At 43.6% G+C, this 16679-nt stretch carries 14 protein-coding genes and 1 pseudogene; 2 read left to right on the top strand and 13 right to left on the bottom strand.

Annotation, left to right across the window (positions count from 1 at the left end):
- Positions 1-18 precede the first annotated feature (18 nt).
- The 12 genes and pseudogenes from mutL to DOT_RS32320 form a co-directional block, all read right to left on the bottom strand.
- Entirely contained in the window at positions 19-2040 is a 2022-nt protein-coding gene (gene mutL, locus DOT_RS07975) for a DNA mismatch repair endonuclease MutL (protein ID WP_009616766.1), read from the bottom strand.
- Positions 2037-3376, bottom strand: a pseudogene (locus tag DOT_RS07980) (histone deacetylase). The gene mutL and the pseudogene DOT_RS07980 overlap by 4 nt, the downstream one beginning before the upstream one ends.
- Positions 3373-5040, bottom strand: coding sequence for a hydantoinase/oxoprolinase family protein (locus DOT_RS07985; protein ID WP_009616769.1), 1668 nt, complete (start codon positions 5038-5040; stop codon positions 3373-3375). The pseudogene DOT_RS07980 and the gene DOT_RS07985 overlap by 4 nt, the downstream one beginning before the upstream one ends.
- Positions 5041-5053: 13 nt before the next feature.
- Positions 5054-5179 carry a hypothetical protein gene (locus tag DOT_RS32310; protein ID WP_282433443.1) on the bottom strand — a complete coding sequence of 42 codons (126 nt, stop codon included), beginning with the start codon at positions 5177-5179 and terminating at the stop codon, positions 5054-5056.
- Positions 5180-5242: 63 nt separating this feature from the next.
- A complete protein-coding gene (gene mutS, locus DOT_RS07990) occupies positions 5243-7795 on the bottom strand; it encodes a DNA mismatch repair protein MutS (protein WP_009616771.1) in 2553 nt (850 codons plus the stop codon).
- 347 nt (positions 7796-8142) lie between these two features.
- A complete protein-coding gene (locus tag DOT_RS07995; protein WP_009616773.1) occupies positions 8143-8568 on the bottom strand; it encodes a YlbF family regulator in 426 nt (141 codons plus the stop codon).
- Between the two features lie 75 nt (positions 8569-8643).
- Positions 8644-9966: a tRNA (N6-isopentenyl adenosine(37)-C2)-methylthiotransferase MiaB gene (gene miaB, locus DOT_RS08000; RefSeq protein WP_040411592.1), complete on the bottom strand. Its 1323-nt coding sequence runs from the start codon at positions 9964-9966 to the stop codon at positions 8644-8646.
- Between the two features lie 149 nt (positions 9967-10115).
- Positions 10116-11165, bottom strand: a complete 1050-nt coding sequence (ytvI, locus tag DOT_RS08005) for a sporulation integral membrane protein YtvI (protein WP_009616777.1) — start codon at positions 11163-11165, stop codon at positions 10116-10118.
- Positions 11165-12412, bottom strand: coding sequence for a D-alanyl-D-alanine carboxypeptidase family protein (locus tag DOT_RS08010; RefSeq protein ID WP_009616778.1), 1248 nt, complete (start codon positions 12410-12412; stop codon positions 11165-11167). The genes ytvI and DOT_RS08010 overlap by 1 nt, the downstream gene beginning before the upstream one ends.
- A 274-nt stretch (positions 12413-12686) precedes the next feature.
- Positions 12687-12815: a hypothetical protein gene (locus DOT_RS32315; protein WP_009616780.1), complete on the bottom strand. Its 129-nt coding sequence runs from the start codon at positions 12813-12815 to the stop codon at positions 12687-12689.
- A gap of 117 nt (positions 12816-12932) precedes the next feature.
- Positions 12933-13349, bottom strand: coding sequence for a thioesterase family protein (locus DOT_RS08015; RefSeq protein WP_009616782.1), 417 nt, complete (start codon positions 13347-13349; stop codon positions 12933-12935).
- A gap of 113 nt (positions 13350-13462) precedes the next feature.
- Positions 13463-14947: a peptidoglycan DD-metalloendopeptidase family protein gene (locus tag DOT_RS32320; protein ID WP_009616784.1), complete on the bottom strand. Its 1485-nt coding sequence runs from the start codon at positions 14945-14947 to the stop codon at positions 13463-13465.
- Between the two features lie 164 nt (positions 14948-15111).
- On the opposite strand from DOT_RS32320, the gene DOT_RS08025 reads away from it, so the two are divergent.
- The gene (locus DOT_RS08025) at positions 15112-15306 is read left to right on the top strand and encodes a DUF896 domain-containing protein (protein ID WP_050809843.1); all 195 of its coding nucleotides are present in this window, start codon (positions 15112-15114) and stop codon (positions 15304-15306) included.
- 24 nt (positions 15307-15330) lie between these two features.
- Here DOT_RS08025 and DOT_RS08030 read toward each other — a convergent pair whose 3' ends face one another.
- On the bottom strand, positions 15331-15987 hold the full coding sequence (locus DOT_RS08030; RefSeq protein ID WP_009616787.1) for an MBL fold metallo-hydrolase: 657 nt from the start codon (positions 15985-15987) through the stop codon (positions 15331-15333).
- Positions 15988-16184: 197 nt separating this feature from the next.
- Between DOT_RS08030 and DOT_RS08035 the strand changes: the two genes are divergently transcribed.
- Positions 16185-16472 carry a hypothetical protein gene (locus DOT_RS08035; protein ID WP_009616789.1) on the top strand — a complete coding sequence of 96 codons (288 nt, stop codon included), beginning with the start codon at positions 16185-16187 and terminating at the stop codon, positions 16470-16472.
- The last annotated feature ends 207 nt before the right edge of the window (positions 16473-16679 follow it).

Here is a 16679-nt window from a genome sequence, read left to right on the forward strand (position 1 = left end):
GCACAAACTTCATGCCAATTAGGTGCGGTAGAAGCGTCTTTCTAATTCCGAGCGAGTCATTTTAACCATCGTGGGGCGTCCATGTGGACAAGTATACGGATTATCCGTTTTGCCAAGCTGGGCAATCAGTTGTTCCATTTCAAGCAAGGAAAGTGAATCCTGAGCTTTGATCGATTCCTTGCAAGCTAACATATGAATCCATTCTTCTAACAGTTTGTCAAAACTAGGTGTCGAATTTTTCTGCAACACTTCTTCAATAAACTGGCGAAGCATTTCATCTGCCGGAAACGTTCCAGTTTGAACAGGCACACCACGCAACAAGTATGTTCGTGAGCCAAACTGTTCTAAAACAAATCCCATTTCAGTAAGGATCCATAAGTGTTCTAAAAGGGCTTGTTCCTCCTGAAGCGTAAACTCCATGGGAAGGGGAATTAGAAGGGCTTGGCTGGTTCGTTCAGCTGCCTTGAACTCCGCTAACAACCGTTCATAATTAATTCGTTCGTGAGCAGCATGTTGGTCAATCATAAGTAGAATTTTGCCGTCTGTCGCTAAGATATAGGTATTGAAAAGCTGAGCTAAGGGCCAGAGATGGGATAGAATGTCTTCAGTTTGTAATTCATCTTGAGCAGGGAGATCATCTTGATCTAAATCCTTGAGTAAATTGGGTTCAGCTTGAGGTTGATTAATCAGAGAGCTCTGGTCCTGGGAATTTGAGATATTGGAGTTATAAGACTTATTAGAGTTATTGGAGTTATTAGAGTTATTCGGAGACCTTTGTTGTGCAAGACTGAATACTTGACTTTCAAGCATTCTGGACTTTCCTGGAGTGGGGTTGAAGAAGTTCGGTTGCTCAAAGGTTTGCGGTTTTATTGGTGGTTCATTATCCAGCGGCTTCACTTCGCTTGGTGCAGCAATCTCCCGAATTTGCAACGGTATCTTGGGGTTCGCAGGAAGGCCTGAGGTTGATGAGGGAGGAAAGCTTTGTAGGGGGAGGGTTGACTTAGGTTGAAACGATGGCGCGGGTCTTTTCTGGAACGAGGGTAAAGGCTTACTATTGATTAGCGTTTGATAGACGGCTTTACTGATGAAAGTGGTTAGAGCGGGCTCATTTTTAAACCGCACATCCATTTTTGTGGGATGAACATTCACATCATACTCTGAGGGTGGAACATGCAGGTGAAGTACAACAACAGGGTGCAGTTTTGCAGGAATGAGGGTATGATACCCATCCTCCAGGGCGCGGCTCAAAAATGGCGAACGGACAATTCGTCCATTAATCATAAACGTTTGAGCTTGTTTAGAAGAGCGAACCAAATCTGGCGGACTGATAAAGCCCTCGATCTGCCAATCTTCCTGTTGTGCATTAAGCGGAATAAGTTGTCGAGCGATAGTATGACCGAGAATTGCCCCAATGGTTTCCCGTAAATCACCGCGTCCAGACGTTTGCAAAACAACTTGATGGGGATGGGTCAGAGAAAAAGAAATATCCGGGTGTGCCAGGGCGATTCGACTGACAGTGTCGCTTATTAGACCAAATTCTGTCGGAGTAGATTTGAGAAACTTTAAACGAGCGGGCGTATTAAAAAAAAGATTACGGACTGTCACAGAAGTCCCAACAGGGCACCCCACTTCTTTAAACTCCTCTTGCTCCCCACCGTTTAACGCCAGGCATAACCCAGCAACCTCATCTGCCGGACGTGAGGAAATTTCTATCTGTGAAACCGAGGCAATACTCGGAAGAGCTTCCCCTCTGAAACCAAGAGTTCGTAAATCATCCAGGTCTCCAATCCCCCTGATTTTACTCGTTGCATGACGGATGACGGACAAAGGTAAATCGGATATTGCTATCCCACAGCCGTCATCCCGCACCCGAATTAACGGTACACCATTCCCTTCGATCGTTATGTCAATGTGTTTTGCTCCTGCGTCTAAAGCGTTTTCGACCAGTTCCTTGACAACGGAAACAGGCCGTTCAACGACTTCGCCAGCGGCAATCTGGTTTGCTGAGTGAGCATCAAGGATATGAATTACGGGTGTCAAAATTCCTTCAGTCCTTCTTTCCTCTGCCAAACTGATAATTTGTCATGGAGTTGGTTTTGTAATAAACCACTTGCAGTATCCTCACTCTGATGAATTAGATGATCCCACAGGTCGTAACCCGCTTGCTCACATTCTGAACAGGCCTGGAACGGGATTCGTATTAAGATCGACTTCTGGGGAAAAGGAGCACGTTGGCTCTCTATATATACAGTACCCGCACAATGACTGCATTGCCGGATGTAATCATGTCGGTTTTCTTGAAAACCTTCCGTGTCGTAATAGACGGAATGGGGACTATAAATCCAATTTCCTTTAGGGAAAAAGGCTTTGTTCTGAATTGTGAAGTTGGGTTTAAGCGTTTGCTGTTGTTTTTTAAGGCCCTCGATGTACGGTTTAAGGGTCGCTAGATCTAAAACCGGGCGATCTAATTTCTGAGGTTCGCGAACATGATGGTAATCTTCTCCGGCAAGCGCCAAGAGAATAGCCAGATTGACATACGGCAGGGCTCCTTCAATGGAATACCCACCTTCGAGGACTGCTAAATCCGGTTGAAGAAGTTCAGTAATTCGTCCATACCCATCGGCAGTTAAATTCATTGCGGCTAAAGGATCTGTGAAATGATTATCTTGCCCTGCTGAATTAATAATCAGATCAGGAGCAAAGGCCTGGATCCGCGGTAACACCCAGTTTTCTAGAACATAGTGGTACCCTTCGTCGCCAGTACCTGGCGGAAGGGGAATGTTTATGGTCTGACCCCAAGCATTCGGCCCTCCTTTTTCATTGACAAAACCAGATCCGGGATACAAGGTGCGTCCATCTTGATGAAGGGAAATGAACAGGACATTGGGGTCATGATAAAAGATATCTTGAGTGCCGTCTCCGTGATGGACATCCGTATCGACAATAGCGATCTTCTTAATACCTAAATGAGCTCTCAAATGGTTTACCAGAACTGCTTCATTATTGATTGAACAAAATCCACGATTTCCCCAAACGGTCGCTCCGGAATGGTGTCCTGGGGGGCGAACAAGGACGAAACCATTGGCAATGTCCCCGCGAACCTGTGCTTCACCAAGTAAGATAGCACTTCCGGCTGCTATGAGATGGGCATCTAAGGAATCGGTATGCATCCCCGGTGTTGGGAATAGAGCTTGTGCCCGTAACGCCTCTCGAATCGAGGCCAGACGCGGTGAAAATTGCTTAATTTGAGGCAAGTCGAGAATGCCCTCCTCAAACAGTTGCTCCTGAGTATAGAGGAGGCGTTCTTCGCGTTCAGGATGGGAATCACCAAGTGACCAATCAAAGGCAGGAAAAACAAAATTCCGGTCCGTTTCATACATGCACCCTCCCAATCACACCGGGTCGTTGATGAGCTGCCCCACGGACAATTTGACCCACCGTTTTATAACCCTGAACAATAGGAAAGAAATCAAAGGGCTCTTTTTCGATATCCTCAGTCTGAAACTCATAGTGCGCGGCTTGTTGCTGAACAAGGCTATCCAAAAACTTGTCCACTTCTTGGTAAGGTCGCAGAGATCCTGTCCATTTTCCCTGCTCTCCCGTCTCTTCTACACGATACCGTTTCATATAAGTGTCCAGATGAAGCGTGCAATCAAAGGTTGGACGAGCCATAGCCGCACCTAGGGCATTGGAAATTTCCGAATAGTATCCCAGCTGAACAGGAGTCCGAAGTCGTTTTCCCAATGCCTTGGAAACACCTCGAGCACCACCTCCGCTGACTAATGTGCGAAACGCCTGGTCTTCATGAGGATGGAGAACTTCCCAAACCTTGTAAGCCGGCTCTTCTTGCCACTCTCGCTTCAGAGAATCAACGGCCGCCGCAATTCGATCGACCATCGTATCAAGAATGGCTCCAGCAAGCTTATGCAGAAACTCAGGGGTACGACGATTCGGCGGTAAAATGGAGGCAAGACCTGCCTCAGCAAGCTGCTCGTTTCCATAGTCAATAAGTCCAAGATAACGCATTGCATCGGTTGGCGTCGGTTCGGTTCCACCTAGGCAATAGGCTGGACCAACACGGTAACTTTCGAGGCTAAATCCTTGATCAGTGGCACGGACAACAGAATCCCCTCCAACCGGAATTGAACGAACGGCAAGTGAACGGACAAGGGTAGCAAAAGGACCAATTTGAGCTCCTTTTGAACCGAACAACGGGACCCCTGAAAGGACAAGACCTATATCTGTTGTTGTTCCACCAATATCCACGATGATCGAAGAGTCAGTAGGTTCATTTTGAGTTAAAGCGGCCAGGACACTGGCAGCAGGTCCAGAATAAATCGAATCAATCGGGCGAATCTTGGCCAGAGGTAAAATCCCCCCATCCGCCTTTAAAATAAAAATAGGGGCTTTAATATTTCGAGCTGCCACGGCAGTTTGTAATTGCCGGGCAAATTGTTGATATAAGTCAGAAACACCTAAATTAAGATAGGTGGTCAGGCTGCGTCGATAAAAATTAGCTTGTCCCCACTCATGTCCTAAAGCGATGCGCCAGGTAGGATTAAGTTTTTTTAAGTAGGCAGCTAGTTGTTGCTCATGAAGACAGTTGCGATGAGAAAACTTGCCGACAATAGCAACATGGATAGGATTCTCACCCTGCTCAGATAGTTGAAGTTCCTGCCATTCTCTCTGGTCTGGGGGCTCAATTTCTCTACCCCGGAAATCCATTTCCCCGGAGAGCTCAAGGTAGTGAACCGGCCAGGGAAGCGCATCAACGCTCATCCCCTTTCCAGAAAACAAAAGTAATTTAACAGGGGGTATTCGTTCCTGAAGAATTGCATTGGTCACAAGTGTTGTACTTACATTGATCTGATCAATTGAATTTTCATCGATAATCTTCAACTTTTCAAAGGCTTCCAGCACAGTTTCGACAATATTTTCAGAATGGGTAGGCACTTTTGCAGTATGTTGAATATAGCCATCCTGGATATATACAGCATCAGTATAAGTCCCCCCAACATCAATACCAACTTGATTAGACATCTTAACCCCCCCTTTATCGAGGTTCGATGTTCGTAGTGCGTCGTTCGATCTTTAAACCTAAATTCTTGACTACGAACTGCGAAGTTACTTGAACCTGGACTCTGACGACTAAAGTTGAATCATCTAATTCATAATTCATGTTAAATACCTCTAACATCTAACTTCTAACTTCGGACTTCCGGCCTCTGACCTCTGACTTCTGTTACATAGTTTCTGTTGATTGAATGCGCTCACGTAAGTCAAAGAGATATTGCAGGGCTTGACGCGCAGTCATGTCTTCCAGAGGCAGTTGGTTAATTTCTTGCAGCAGTGGATGGGTTTGGGGAACATCGAAGAGCGAAAATTGAGTAACCACTGTGGATGGGTCAGCCACAGCATGGACTGGCTCAGAAGATTCTAATTCTATTAGCAGCGTTTTCGCACGTTGCAGTAATTCTGGAGGAAGGCCAGCAAGACGTGCGACTTGAATGCCATAACTGCGGTCTGCTTTACCCGGCAATATTTTGTGCAAAAAGACAATGTCTTCTCCCCGTTCCTTGACACCCACATGAAGGTTAAATAACCTGGGAAATTCGTCTTGAAGTTGGGTCAGCTCATGATAATGTGTGGCAAAAAGGGTTTTAGGATTGAATCCCTGAGATTGAATAAGATGCTCCGCAACAGCCCAAGCGATACTAAGTCCGTCAAACGTCGCAGTGCCCCGCCCTATTTCATCTAAAATGATCAAACTTTTACTTGTCGCATACCTTAAAATGTGAGCGACTTCTTGCATTTCCACCATAAAGGTACTTTGTCCGGCCGCTAAATCATCCGATGCACCGACTCGTGTAAAGATACGATCAACTTGAGCGATGCTGGCCTTCTTAGCTGGTACAAATGATCCGATATGGGCCATGAGGACGATTAAGGCCACTTGCCGCATATAGGTGGATTTACCTGCCATATTAGGACCTGTTATGAGAGCTAGATGGTGGCTCTCGGACATCTGAGTATCATTAGGAACAAAGACACCAGGCTCAAGCATTTGTTCAACAACTGGGTGACGACCTTCTATAATAACAATTTCACCATTATGTTTAATCTGAGGACGTACATAGTGATTGCGAACAGCTACTTCTGCCAAGCTGACAAAAACATCGACTTCCGCTAATACTTGTGCTACTTGCAAAATCGCTTTGGTATGAGTGCGAACGTCTTCGCGTAGGGCTAAGAGAAGTTCGTATTCTAAATCTTTAAGTTTCTCCTCAGCGCCAATTATCTTTTGTTCATACTCTTTCAGTTCGGGCGTAATAAAACGTTCGGCATTAGACAGGGTCTGTTTGCGTTGATAGTCAGTTGGAATAAGGTGAGCATTTGCATGGGTGATTTCAATGAAATAACCAAAAACTTTGTTATATCCTATCTTCAAGGAACGAATCCCCGTTCGTTCACGCTCGGCATTTTCCAGTTGAGCAACCCATTCCTTGCCGCCTGAGGCAATATAGCGCAATTCATCGACTTCTTGAGAATAACCAGTTTTGATGATATTGCCATCTCTCAAAGATAGCGGTGGAGTAGGATTAAGCGCACTTTGTAGTTTAGAGACAAATGAGTCCAGGCCCTCAAGATGGGGGGCGTGTATTTTTAGGGTTTCGGCAGAACTCGCCGTGATAAGGGTCCGAATTTCAGGGAGCAGAGCTAAGGTTTGCGCCAACGATAATAAATCTTTGGCGTTGGCGGTCCCATAAGAAACCTTCCCCATCAGACGTTCCAGGTCATATACCTCGGAAAGAAGCTTAAACAAGTCTTTGCGCAGAAATGAGTCAGAGGTCAGTTCTTCAATAGCATTAAGGCGCCGTTCTATTTCATCTTGCGACAGCAAGGGTTTATCAATCCAATGCTTTAAAAGCCTTCCTCCAAATGCTGTTTGGGTTAAGTCGAGAACAGATAATAGCGTTCCTCTCTTCCCAACGCTTCGAAGGGATTCTGTGAGTTCCAAGTTGTGACGCGTCCACTGATCGAGAAACATCCACTGCTCAGAACGGAATGTCTTTATTTCGATAATATGGGTTGGATCAACGCCTGGCATCGTTTCCAACAGATATGTCCACAATGCGGTGGCAGCTTGGGTTGCCACTGGAAATTCAAGAAACAAATCCTGCTGTCCAGAAAATCTATTCTGCAACTCTTGACCACCAAACGTTTTACGTTCTCGCACACTACAGTAATAACCTACCCAGGGTTTAGGTCTTTTCATAAGTTCAGGAGGCAGTAGGAGCTCAGCTGGATTAATCCGGGACAATTCAGCAAGGAGAACCTCAAAGTCTGAAGTTTGGAAAATCGAAAATTCACCCGTGGATAAATCAAGAAAAGCAAGGCCCCAGTGTTCATCATGATACACACTTGCTAAATAGTGATTGCTACGTTCAGAGACTGATTCCGTCAAGGTACCAGGTGAAACAATCCGGATAATCCCACGCTTGACAATCCCTTTAGCATTTTTAGCATCTTCTACTTGTTCACAAATGGCAACTTTATGACCAGCCTTAACAAGCTTTGCTAAGTAATTATCTAAAGCATGATAAGGGACGCCACACATGGCAATCTTCTTTCCTTCCCCTGCATCTCGTCCCGTTAAAGCTATTTGTAAAATAGGCGCTGCTAATTCGGCATCTTCTCCAAACATTTCATAAAAATCACCTAACCGATAAAAAAGAATAGCGTCGGGTGCTTTTGCTTTAATTCCTTGATATTGTCGCATCATCGGGGTGGTCATACCTTAATTCTCCCCTTCAAGAATTCGTTCTACGCGGTTTTCTATATACCAAGTCGGAAAGTATAAATTTCAGGTGGGTCCCTTCTCGCCATCCTGCAAGAAGGTTAATACGTGCGAAGACAGTGTCTTCGGGCGGCGCTCTAACCTCGAACGTCCTGTTCGAGTCATGGTCAGCGCAAAGTGCAACCAAAGACTTCCGCCAGCGCCTGTGGCTAACGAGAAGGCTAATACGTGCGAAGACAGTGTCTTCGTGTGGGCGCAAGCCAGGTTTTCTATAAATCCTAAAAGGGAAGAGCTAGAGATTTAGCCCTTCCCTTTTTTAACTTTTTCTTGAGCTTCGCCTGTTGTTAGCGACCTCCGCAACCACAGCCGCCGCTGCCGCACCCACTAACGTCACATCCGCCGCTTTCACAGCCATCGTCTCCGCAAGAACAACCCTCTGAGCCAGCAATCGCTCCGGCTAGAATAGAATTAACCGTATCCAACATTTCTGTGAATTTGTCTTGCGCTTTCATATAAGCGGCAATGGCAGCATTTGCCTCAACTTTGGTTTCGATCTCGTCAACCAGTTTTCTATCGGCTTCAGAAGGCTCACTATTTTCTTGTTGACTCTTCATAAACCTCTCTTGAGCTTTCTGTAATTCTGCAATCAATTGTTGGGCTGTCAGGTCAGCAGCCATTGCATCTTCTGTGCTGCGTAGTTCAGCAAGCTCTGTGCTTCGGGCAATGGCATCAGCTAAGAGCCCGGCTTTTTCTGTAATTTCATTCGTCATTATCGACACCTCCGGTTATTACATTCTACATAGAACTCTTTAATTCCTGCTTAAATTCAAAGGAAACGGATTCTTTTAAGGTCTTTCGATATCTCCAACTAGGGTCCATGATCCTGCTTCAACAATCCGTACGTTAACCAAAGACCCAATAATTTCTGGATTACCACTAAAGACGACAAGTTCGTTGCCACGGGTTCGTCCAGTTAAACGCTGGGGATTCGTTTTACTGGGGCCTTCAACAAGAACCTCATATGTTTTTCCGATCATCTGCTGCCGCCACTCCAGGCTTTTCTGGTTTTGCTCACTCATCAACCTCTGCAAACGTCGTTTTTTGACGTCGAGCGGAATCTGATCTTCCATATTGGCGGCAAGCGTTCCTGAGCGTTTAGAATACATAAAGGTGAAGGCTTGACTATAGTGGACCGAGTCCATCATAGCTAAAGTTTGTTCAAAATCTTCTTCCGACTCTCCCGGAAATCCAACAATAATGTCCGTGGTTAAACTTGCCTGGGGAAGAAGCCTGCGAATTCTTTCTACGCGACTTAAATAGTATTCCCTCGTATATTTCCGATTCATGCGTTCTAAAATAAAATTACTGCCCGATTGAATAGGGAGATGAAAGTGCTCGCAAAGTTTCTCTCCCTGAGCGACCGTTTCTATTAACTTGTCAGATAAGTCTTTGGGATGAGAAGTGATATAGCGTATTCGTAAGAGATGCGGGATTTGATCCACATCTCGGAGTAGATCCGCAAAGTCATAGGCTGGAGAAAACTCCTTACCATAGGAGTTCACATTTTGTCCTAATAATGTGACTTCGCGGCAACCATTAGCGACGAGATAGTTTATCTCTTGGATAATTTCCTCAGGATGGCGACTCCTTTCCCTACCTCGTACGTGGGGGACAATGCAATATGAACAGAAATTATCACACCCGTACATGATATTAACATTCGCTTGCAGCTTACCTTTCTCGGCGAGCGGGGTAGATTCTATAGCTTTTTTCGGTTCTTGCCATACTTCTGCCACTTTTCCTCCCTGTTCTGCTCGCTCCAACAGAACCGAGAAATCGTGCAGATTATGGGTCCCTGCCCAGATGTCCACATGGGGTGCTCGTTTCTGCAACCGTTCTAAAGCGCCCGGTTGTTGAACCATACATCCACTGATGGCAATCTTCAAGTTAGGGTTTTTTTCTTTAAGCTTCTTCAGCTCACCGATTTTCCCCAGTATTTTATTTTCTGCACTTTCTCTTACGCAACAAGTATTAACAATCACCAGGTCTGCTGTTTGAAGTTCATCTGAACTTGTATAGCCAAGTTGTCTTGTGATCTCTGTCAATGTTCCGGCATCACGTTCAGACATCTGACAACCGTAGGCTAAGGTTACAACCTTTTTACCCATTTCCAAGAAAAGTCAACTCCTAAATTGTCTCCTTAATCCTTATGAATCTCATTATAAGATAAACCACACTGAAAAGCCAAACGTACGCCTGGCTAAGTCTCAACTTCTGATTGGCTTTAGTTTAGAAATCTAAACTTAGCTATTTAGATTTAAAGATTTCGGAATACTCCGGCCTTTCGTAAAGCTTGGTAAGCGATAAGAATAAAAGGACCTAAGACCAACCCGATTATACCCGTAGATTCTAAACCAATGTACATGCTCATCAGAACGAAGAGCGGATCAAGTCCGACATTGTCACCCAGAATCTTAGGTTCAATAATGTGTCTCAGAATCGTAATCAGAGTTGTCAGGAGCAAGAGCTCGATAGCCAATAGACTATGTCCACCTATGAAAGCTAATATTGACCAAGGCACAAGAATAATACCCACGCCTAAGACAGGGAGTATGCCGAAGATTCCTGTGATAGTTCCTAAAACAATCGCATATCTGGCGTGAATAATCATTAATCCAGCGATGGAAAGAAACATTGTAATCAGAAACACAATAAATTCAGCTCGGATAAAACCTGCAAAAGCGCGGGAAAAATCCCGGCCTAATTCACTAAGGTGTTCCCGCCATTCTAGTGGAAAGATCAGCGAAAATTCGCTGAGATAGCGCTTCGAGCCGCTGGACATAAAAAACGTAGCAACGACAGCAATAACAATAACAATAACCATTTCTGGAATTTTGGCTGCAAACGATAATATGTAGGCTAAGAGAGAGGGAATCGTATTAACAAATTCTTTCACAGTATTGTTGATAGTTTCAATATTATTTCCGGGTAATTTCAAGTAATAAATTTCCACTTTGGCCAGCCAATGAGCAATTAAGTGTTGTAACCATTCATTGTAATTGGGCCAATGAATGTAAATATCCTGAATTTCTCGAATGAGTCGAATAAACAGGAGAACAATAATGACACCTATTCCACCAATTTCGACAATCATGGAAGTAATAACAGCGACTCCCTGGGGCAGGTTAACCTTTCGGACAAGAAAATTTCTGAGGGGATTGATTGTTGCTGTCATGATAAACGCCAGGATAAAGGGCAAGAACAAATTGATAAAATGCCCGACAAGGAAGATGAGCCCACCTACCACAACCCAGAAAGAAATGAACTTTAAACTGCGACTTAGGAATGTTCTAGTTACGTGATTCACTAATTGGACTCCCTTCTTCTAGCAAGCCGTTCATGTCTTCGGCGAAGTCGATCTACGTGTAATTTAAAGGCCAGGGCGAAGGACAAAGCGACTCCTATGAGCATTAGTCCTGCAATCCGAAGTAAATAATATGAAATTCCTTTATTATGTGTTAGGGGTAGAATCGTCAGTGAAGATTTTAACGGCAGCGTATCTAAAAGTGCGTTCCCATCCCAAACCTCGACATGAGCTAAAACTTGGCCCTCTTCCACTGAAACAAGTGGACTTGTATAACTTGGGATGACATGCAAACTTAAGCTTGAATTCTGCTGGTCAAGTTTTTGGATAGTATAAATCGGGCGATCAAGAATCAAATCAACTGGTTCATTATTCACCGTAATCGTTGAGAGCACTGCACCAGAAGGCTTGTACACAGTTTCTTCAAATTGAGTAAAGCCATATTCAAACATATCCTCCATATCTGTGTAAATTTCACGGCCTGGAGATTTTAGGATAACGCCTATGAATTGGCGTCCATCCTTCGTCACTGACGCAACAAGACAGTTCTGGGCTGCAGCCGTATAGCCTGTTTTAATGCCATCAACATCAGAGTCACTCCAGAGCAACTTGTTTTCATTAACCATCAGCGTTGGAAGATCAGCTTTTGGTCTAGGAATAACCTTTGTTTTAGTACGGACATACTGGGCAAATAAGGGATTTTGATACGCAACACGGGCGATAAGAGCCAGATCATGAGCTGTCGTAACGTGCCCTTTCTCCGTTAGACCACTCGGATTAATAAAATGAGTTTGCGTAGCCCCTATTTCAAGGGCCCGTTGGTTCATCATATCGACAAAATGCGATAAGTCGCCGCCGATATGCTCAGCAATAGCAACTGCGGCATCGTTCGCAGAGTTTAAAAACATAGCATAAAGCATGTCTTTCAACAACATCTGCTCTCCCGGCACAAGGTAAATTTGGGTACCATAAACAATCTTGTTATTCAGCATTGTAGAACTTACTGTGACAATGTCATTCAAGTCCCCATGTTCAATCGCTAAAAGTCCTGTCATAATTTTCGTGGTACTTGCAGGAGCCAGTGGCTCGTCTGGATTTTTCGTAAAGATGGTTTGCCCGGACTTTACATCTATTAAATAGGCAGCCTCACCACGTACTTGAGGCTTTGAGCCAGTTGGAGCAGCAGATGTTGTGGGGGTCATACTAAATAATAAAGAAATTACGAGGAAAAAGGCAGTTATGAATTTCAAAAAAGTACAACCTCCTAGTTCAATAGTGCATCTCTTGTCCAAGACCTGAGCATCATTATAACAAGCCCCATGGAAAATTCCAAGTAATCGACCCTGCGGATTCGACAAAAGCTTTGCAGGATGAAAAAACCTATAGCTTAAATAATATTCGGGAAAAACTTAAATTATCCTGCAAAATGAATTCCAAAAAAATAAATGCCTATCGATTTTCGATAGGCATTTCGATATTTATAAATCCTAAACCTGGAAACTGATTCTAGGCAACGATAGTTCATTAAAATGCTAGTTTCTGGACGATTGCATGTTTCCCAAGAGCTGTGGCAGCCATCAGTGTTGAAAGTTCCTGCTTCATTACGAGCCGGTAATTAACTTCCTCACCTTCGATCCACGTTACTAGAAACATAAAATCCCTTCTCTCTTTTGTATTATGTATACATAATACCATGAGGCTTGCTGTAATGCAATAGATATATCGAAATATATATGTTGCCATAAATATTTCGTAGGAACAAGAGTTAGTCTAGGTTTGTTTTTTAAGGATTGGTTCTAAACGTGGCCAGATCGCATACTTCCGAACATCCGCAGGACGACCCTCTTTGTTTATAAACACATGAACTGTCTTACCTTCCGCCAGTAGGATTTCTTCATGATAAACGCGGTAAGAAAACTTTGCTGCTCGCGAAGAAATCTGATCCATTTCAGTAATAACAACCAGCTCATCATCATACCTAGCAGGTTTACGGTAACGGCAACTGGCCTCGATGACAGCCAAACCTAAACCTTGTTCCTCAAATTGCGTATAAGGGAGGTTCAATTCCCGAAAAAGTTCTGATCTTCCAACCTCAAACCAAACAAGATAATTGGCATGATAAACAATTCCCATTTGATCCGTTTCAGAATAACGAACACGGAGACTTGTTTTTGAAGACAATACCATAACGCTCCCACCTTCAGATTTCAGATTTTACTTTTTAGGAACTTCCAGAAAGTATGGAACGAAACGTTACACTTTCTGATTGGAATAAAGAAAAGCGCCACCGGCGCTTTCTTTTAACGTAGATAGTTTAGAGGATTCGTCGTATCACCATTGAGAATTATTTCGAAATGTAGATGAGGGCCTGTTGCATTCCCGGTTGAACCAACCAATCCTATGGTCTGTCCTTTGCTCACATGTTGGCCAACAGAAACCAAAAGTCGTGAGGAATGCCCATAACGTGTCATCACTCCGTTTCCATGGTCAATGAGGATCATGTTACCGTATCCTCCACTCCATCCTGCTGCGACGATCGTTCCCGATGCAGCTGCGGAATAGGGTTCACCTGTATCACCGCTGATATCTAGGCCAGTATGGAAGCCGCCTCCCCTTGATCCGTAATAAGAACTAATCGACCCACTCAAAGGCCAAGAAATTCCAGAGATACTCCCAGATCCTCTGGATGTCTTGTAGGCCACTGTAACTGGAGAGCGACTGGGACCTTTAGCAACGACTTGTGAAACAGGTTGCTTAGTCACTTTCTCGTCGATAACTTCCTTGGTTATGTACTCCCCATTTTTTTGAACATAGCTGTAAGTGACAAGTTTTGATCCATCACTACCTTTTTCTTTAACCTCTGTTTCTCCACTATTAAGGCTTGTATCCGTCTTCGTAATTACATCAAATGCCACAATTTCTGTACTGGATAAGATCCCTTTGCTCAGAACAGTCAGGTAAGGACTAGAAGAAACGAGCTTAATCTTCTGCCCTGGCTGAATCACACTATCTTCTGTCATTCCTGGGTTACCGTCTAAGACTTCTTTTGTTTTCATATCGTTTTTGCGAGCAATCAGCCACCAAGAGTCATTCTCCTGAGCTGTGTACTCCGTTGTCGTTATTTTTCCATCTTTTAACTCTTTTAAAACTTGATCAGGTAATTTAACCTGATCAGGCTGAGCTTCAATGGGTTTCGTCGCAATCGATTCGCTAAACTCAACTGATGTCACTTGGTTGTTGTCACTTGGCTTGGTATAAAATTCCTGATATGTTTTAAGGAGTTTGGTTATATCCTCTTGGTTTGGTAAGATAGCTATTTGTGTTCCTGCAATTTCCAAAGCATACCCGTCAACATAAGATGTTAGCTTTTTTTGAAGTTTATTTTCAGTTGACATTTCACCTAAAAGGGCTGACTTATTGACACGAGCTGTTTTATACTCAATTTGATCGTGGGTTTTAACCTCCTTACCTATCGCCTGTCCACGTTCTGTCAGAATATCGTCAACCAGATGTTGACCTGTCTCTACACTTTCAACTAAACCAACTGTCTGACCATTAAGGACAAGATAGGCAGCAGAAGCTGTACCACTTAGATATACGGTTGAACCGCCGATGACCAAAATAAAGGTTATCGTGCCAACGATAACTTTAGGAGATTTCCAAGATATATGAAACTTTGCGCTCCCTGGTTTCAGGTCCATAAGGAACGCTTTGGTGCGAATGTTTAAATCTGTTAAAAATCCTCTAATTAAGGTATATAACTTTCTTAGATTATAGTTTTTCATCCTAACCCCCATTCGTCTGTTAGACGTTTTTAGGTATATTATAGCATTGATTCATCTGTATAGGGACAAATCTGTCATTTTTTTTACTAATATGCTATAATTAGTGGCAAAAAAATACAACCAGTAAAATCTGTAGACAGGTTGGATGAAAGGATGATCGTGTCTTGAGCACTTCACCCATTAATGTAATTGTCGCGCGTATTAACGAGCTATCGAAGAAACAAAAGTCTATTGGCTTAGAAGAATGGGAGCGTGATGAACAAGAGGCATTGCGCCAAGAGTATTTGTCTTTTATTCGTGGACAAGTCATAGATACCTTGAGTAGCGTTCAAATTACAGAGGACCCTCCGGTACAATAAATTGTTGGTATAGGCTACCCCTTATTATTTTTTGTGTGATTTCAGAAGGCTGTCAAGCCAATGGCTTGATGCAGGCGTTGCCGGACCGTGCCCAGGTAAAATCCAGCGAAGGGGACGCTCAAGCACTTTTTGAGCAGATTTCTTCAATTCATTGCCATCCCAGGTAAAATAACTTGGAGCCAAGCGAATCTCTCCGCCCTGAAAGAGATCGCCCACAATCGCGATACCATTACGGTACAATGAAATATGGCCTGGAGTATGACCGGGCGTGTGGATGATTTCCCAATCTTCAAAGAATTCTCCACCAGCCAAGGGACGCAGCTCCGTTGGGGAAATCAGCTTTCCGTAAACTGGTCGAATGGCCCATGGCAACCAACGTTTGATACCGGAACGGCTTTTTTGACCGAGGATATAAGGAATTTCGAGAAGATGAGAATAGACGGGACATTTTGCAAGCTTTTGCATTGCCATAACGCTGCCAACATGATCGACATCATAGTGCGTAAGCACAATGCTTTCGAGAGCAGAGGGCTCAATTCCGATAGCGTTTAGATAGTTACATATCCGATGTTCTTGACCAGGCAATCCGGTATCGACCAAGAATATGTGAGCACCAGTGACAAGGTAAATATTGGCTCCCTTTACCCCTTCGATCATATGTATGCCGTCAGTAACTAACACTAGGATTTTCCTCCATCCCATTGCAAAGTGCTGTCTGTTCTTTCCATTATGGTTAGAACAGACAGCACTTTTACTGTCTTTCTCTTAATTTATTTTGTTCGACAATAAAACAGAAATACCTGTATTTGTTTTGACCAATAGGCAAATAATATTAGAAGAAATTCATATCATTATTTAGTTTAAGGAGGAGGATATTTTTGCCGGAACGCATTATGAAATACGGAGGAGTTAAATTTCGAAATCTTGTACCCCCTGTAAAAATAAATCGCTTTGTCAACCGTTTGCCTCGTAGTAAACGAGAATCTCTCTTCGAAATTGCGAGTGAACTTCAAAAAGCGGGATTAGTCGATGTCTTAAATGGTCGTGCCCATAGTACCCTTGACAAGGATACTATAGATGATCAAATGACTAATACAGGAAGTTTTAATCACGACCTTGAAGGGGTAAAAAGGAACACTCAAGACAGCTTAACACTTCCTAAATAAAGAGTATATTTAGGAACATTAAGAGGCTGTTGCAAAATGAGTTTGCAACAGCCCCTTTTATTTGTCCGCTTTAAGAGGTTTGTCAGTTACGCAAGTAAAACTTCGACACCCTTCAGCTCAAGTTCTTCCTTAATGGATGCCGAGAGTCCAGAGTCAGTCACAAGTATGTGGACACTATCCCAAAGGGCAAAGGTATGAAAGCTAACG

It is taken from the genome of Desulfosporosinus sp. OT (assembly GCF_000224515.1).
Lineage (GTDB): Bacteria > Bacillota > Desulfitobacteriia > Desulfitobacteriales > Desulfitobacteriaceae > Desulfosporosinus.

Coding starts and splice junctions, on each gene's coding strand:
- DOT_RS07985 (WP_009616769.1), bottom strand. CDS start 5,040: ATGTCTAATCAAGTTGGTATTGATGTTGGGGGGACTTATACTGATGCT.
- DOT_RS32310 (WP_282433443.1), bottom strand. CDS start 5,179: ATGAATTATGAATTAGATGATTCAACTTTAGTCGTCAGAGTCCAGGTT.
- mutS (WP_009616771.1), bottom strand. CDS start 7,795: ATGACCACCCCGATGATGCGACAATATCAAGGAATTAAAGCAAAAGCA.
- DOT_RS07995 (WP_009616773.1), bottom strand. CDS start 8,568: ATGACGAATGAAATTACAGAAAAAGCCGGGCTCTTAGCTGATGCCATT.
- miaB (WP_040411592.1), bottom strand. CDS start 9,966: ATGGGTAAAAAGGTTGTAACCTTAGCCTACGGTTGTCAGATGTCTGAA.
- DOT_RS32315 (WP_009616780.1), bottom strand. CDS start 12,815: ATGTTTCTAGTAACGTGGATCGAAGGTGAGGAAGTTAATTACCGGCTC.
- DOT_RS08015 (WP_009616782.1), bottom strand. CDS start 13,349: ATGGTATTGTCTTCAAAAACAAGTCTCCGTGTTCGTTATTCTGAAACG.
- DOT_RS32320 (WP_009616784.1), bottom strand. CDS start 14,947: ATGAAAAACTATAATCTAAGAAAGTTATATACCTTAATTAGAGGATTT.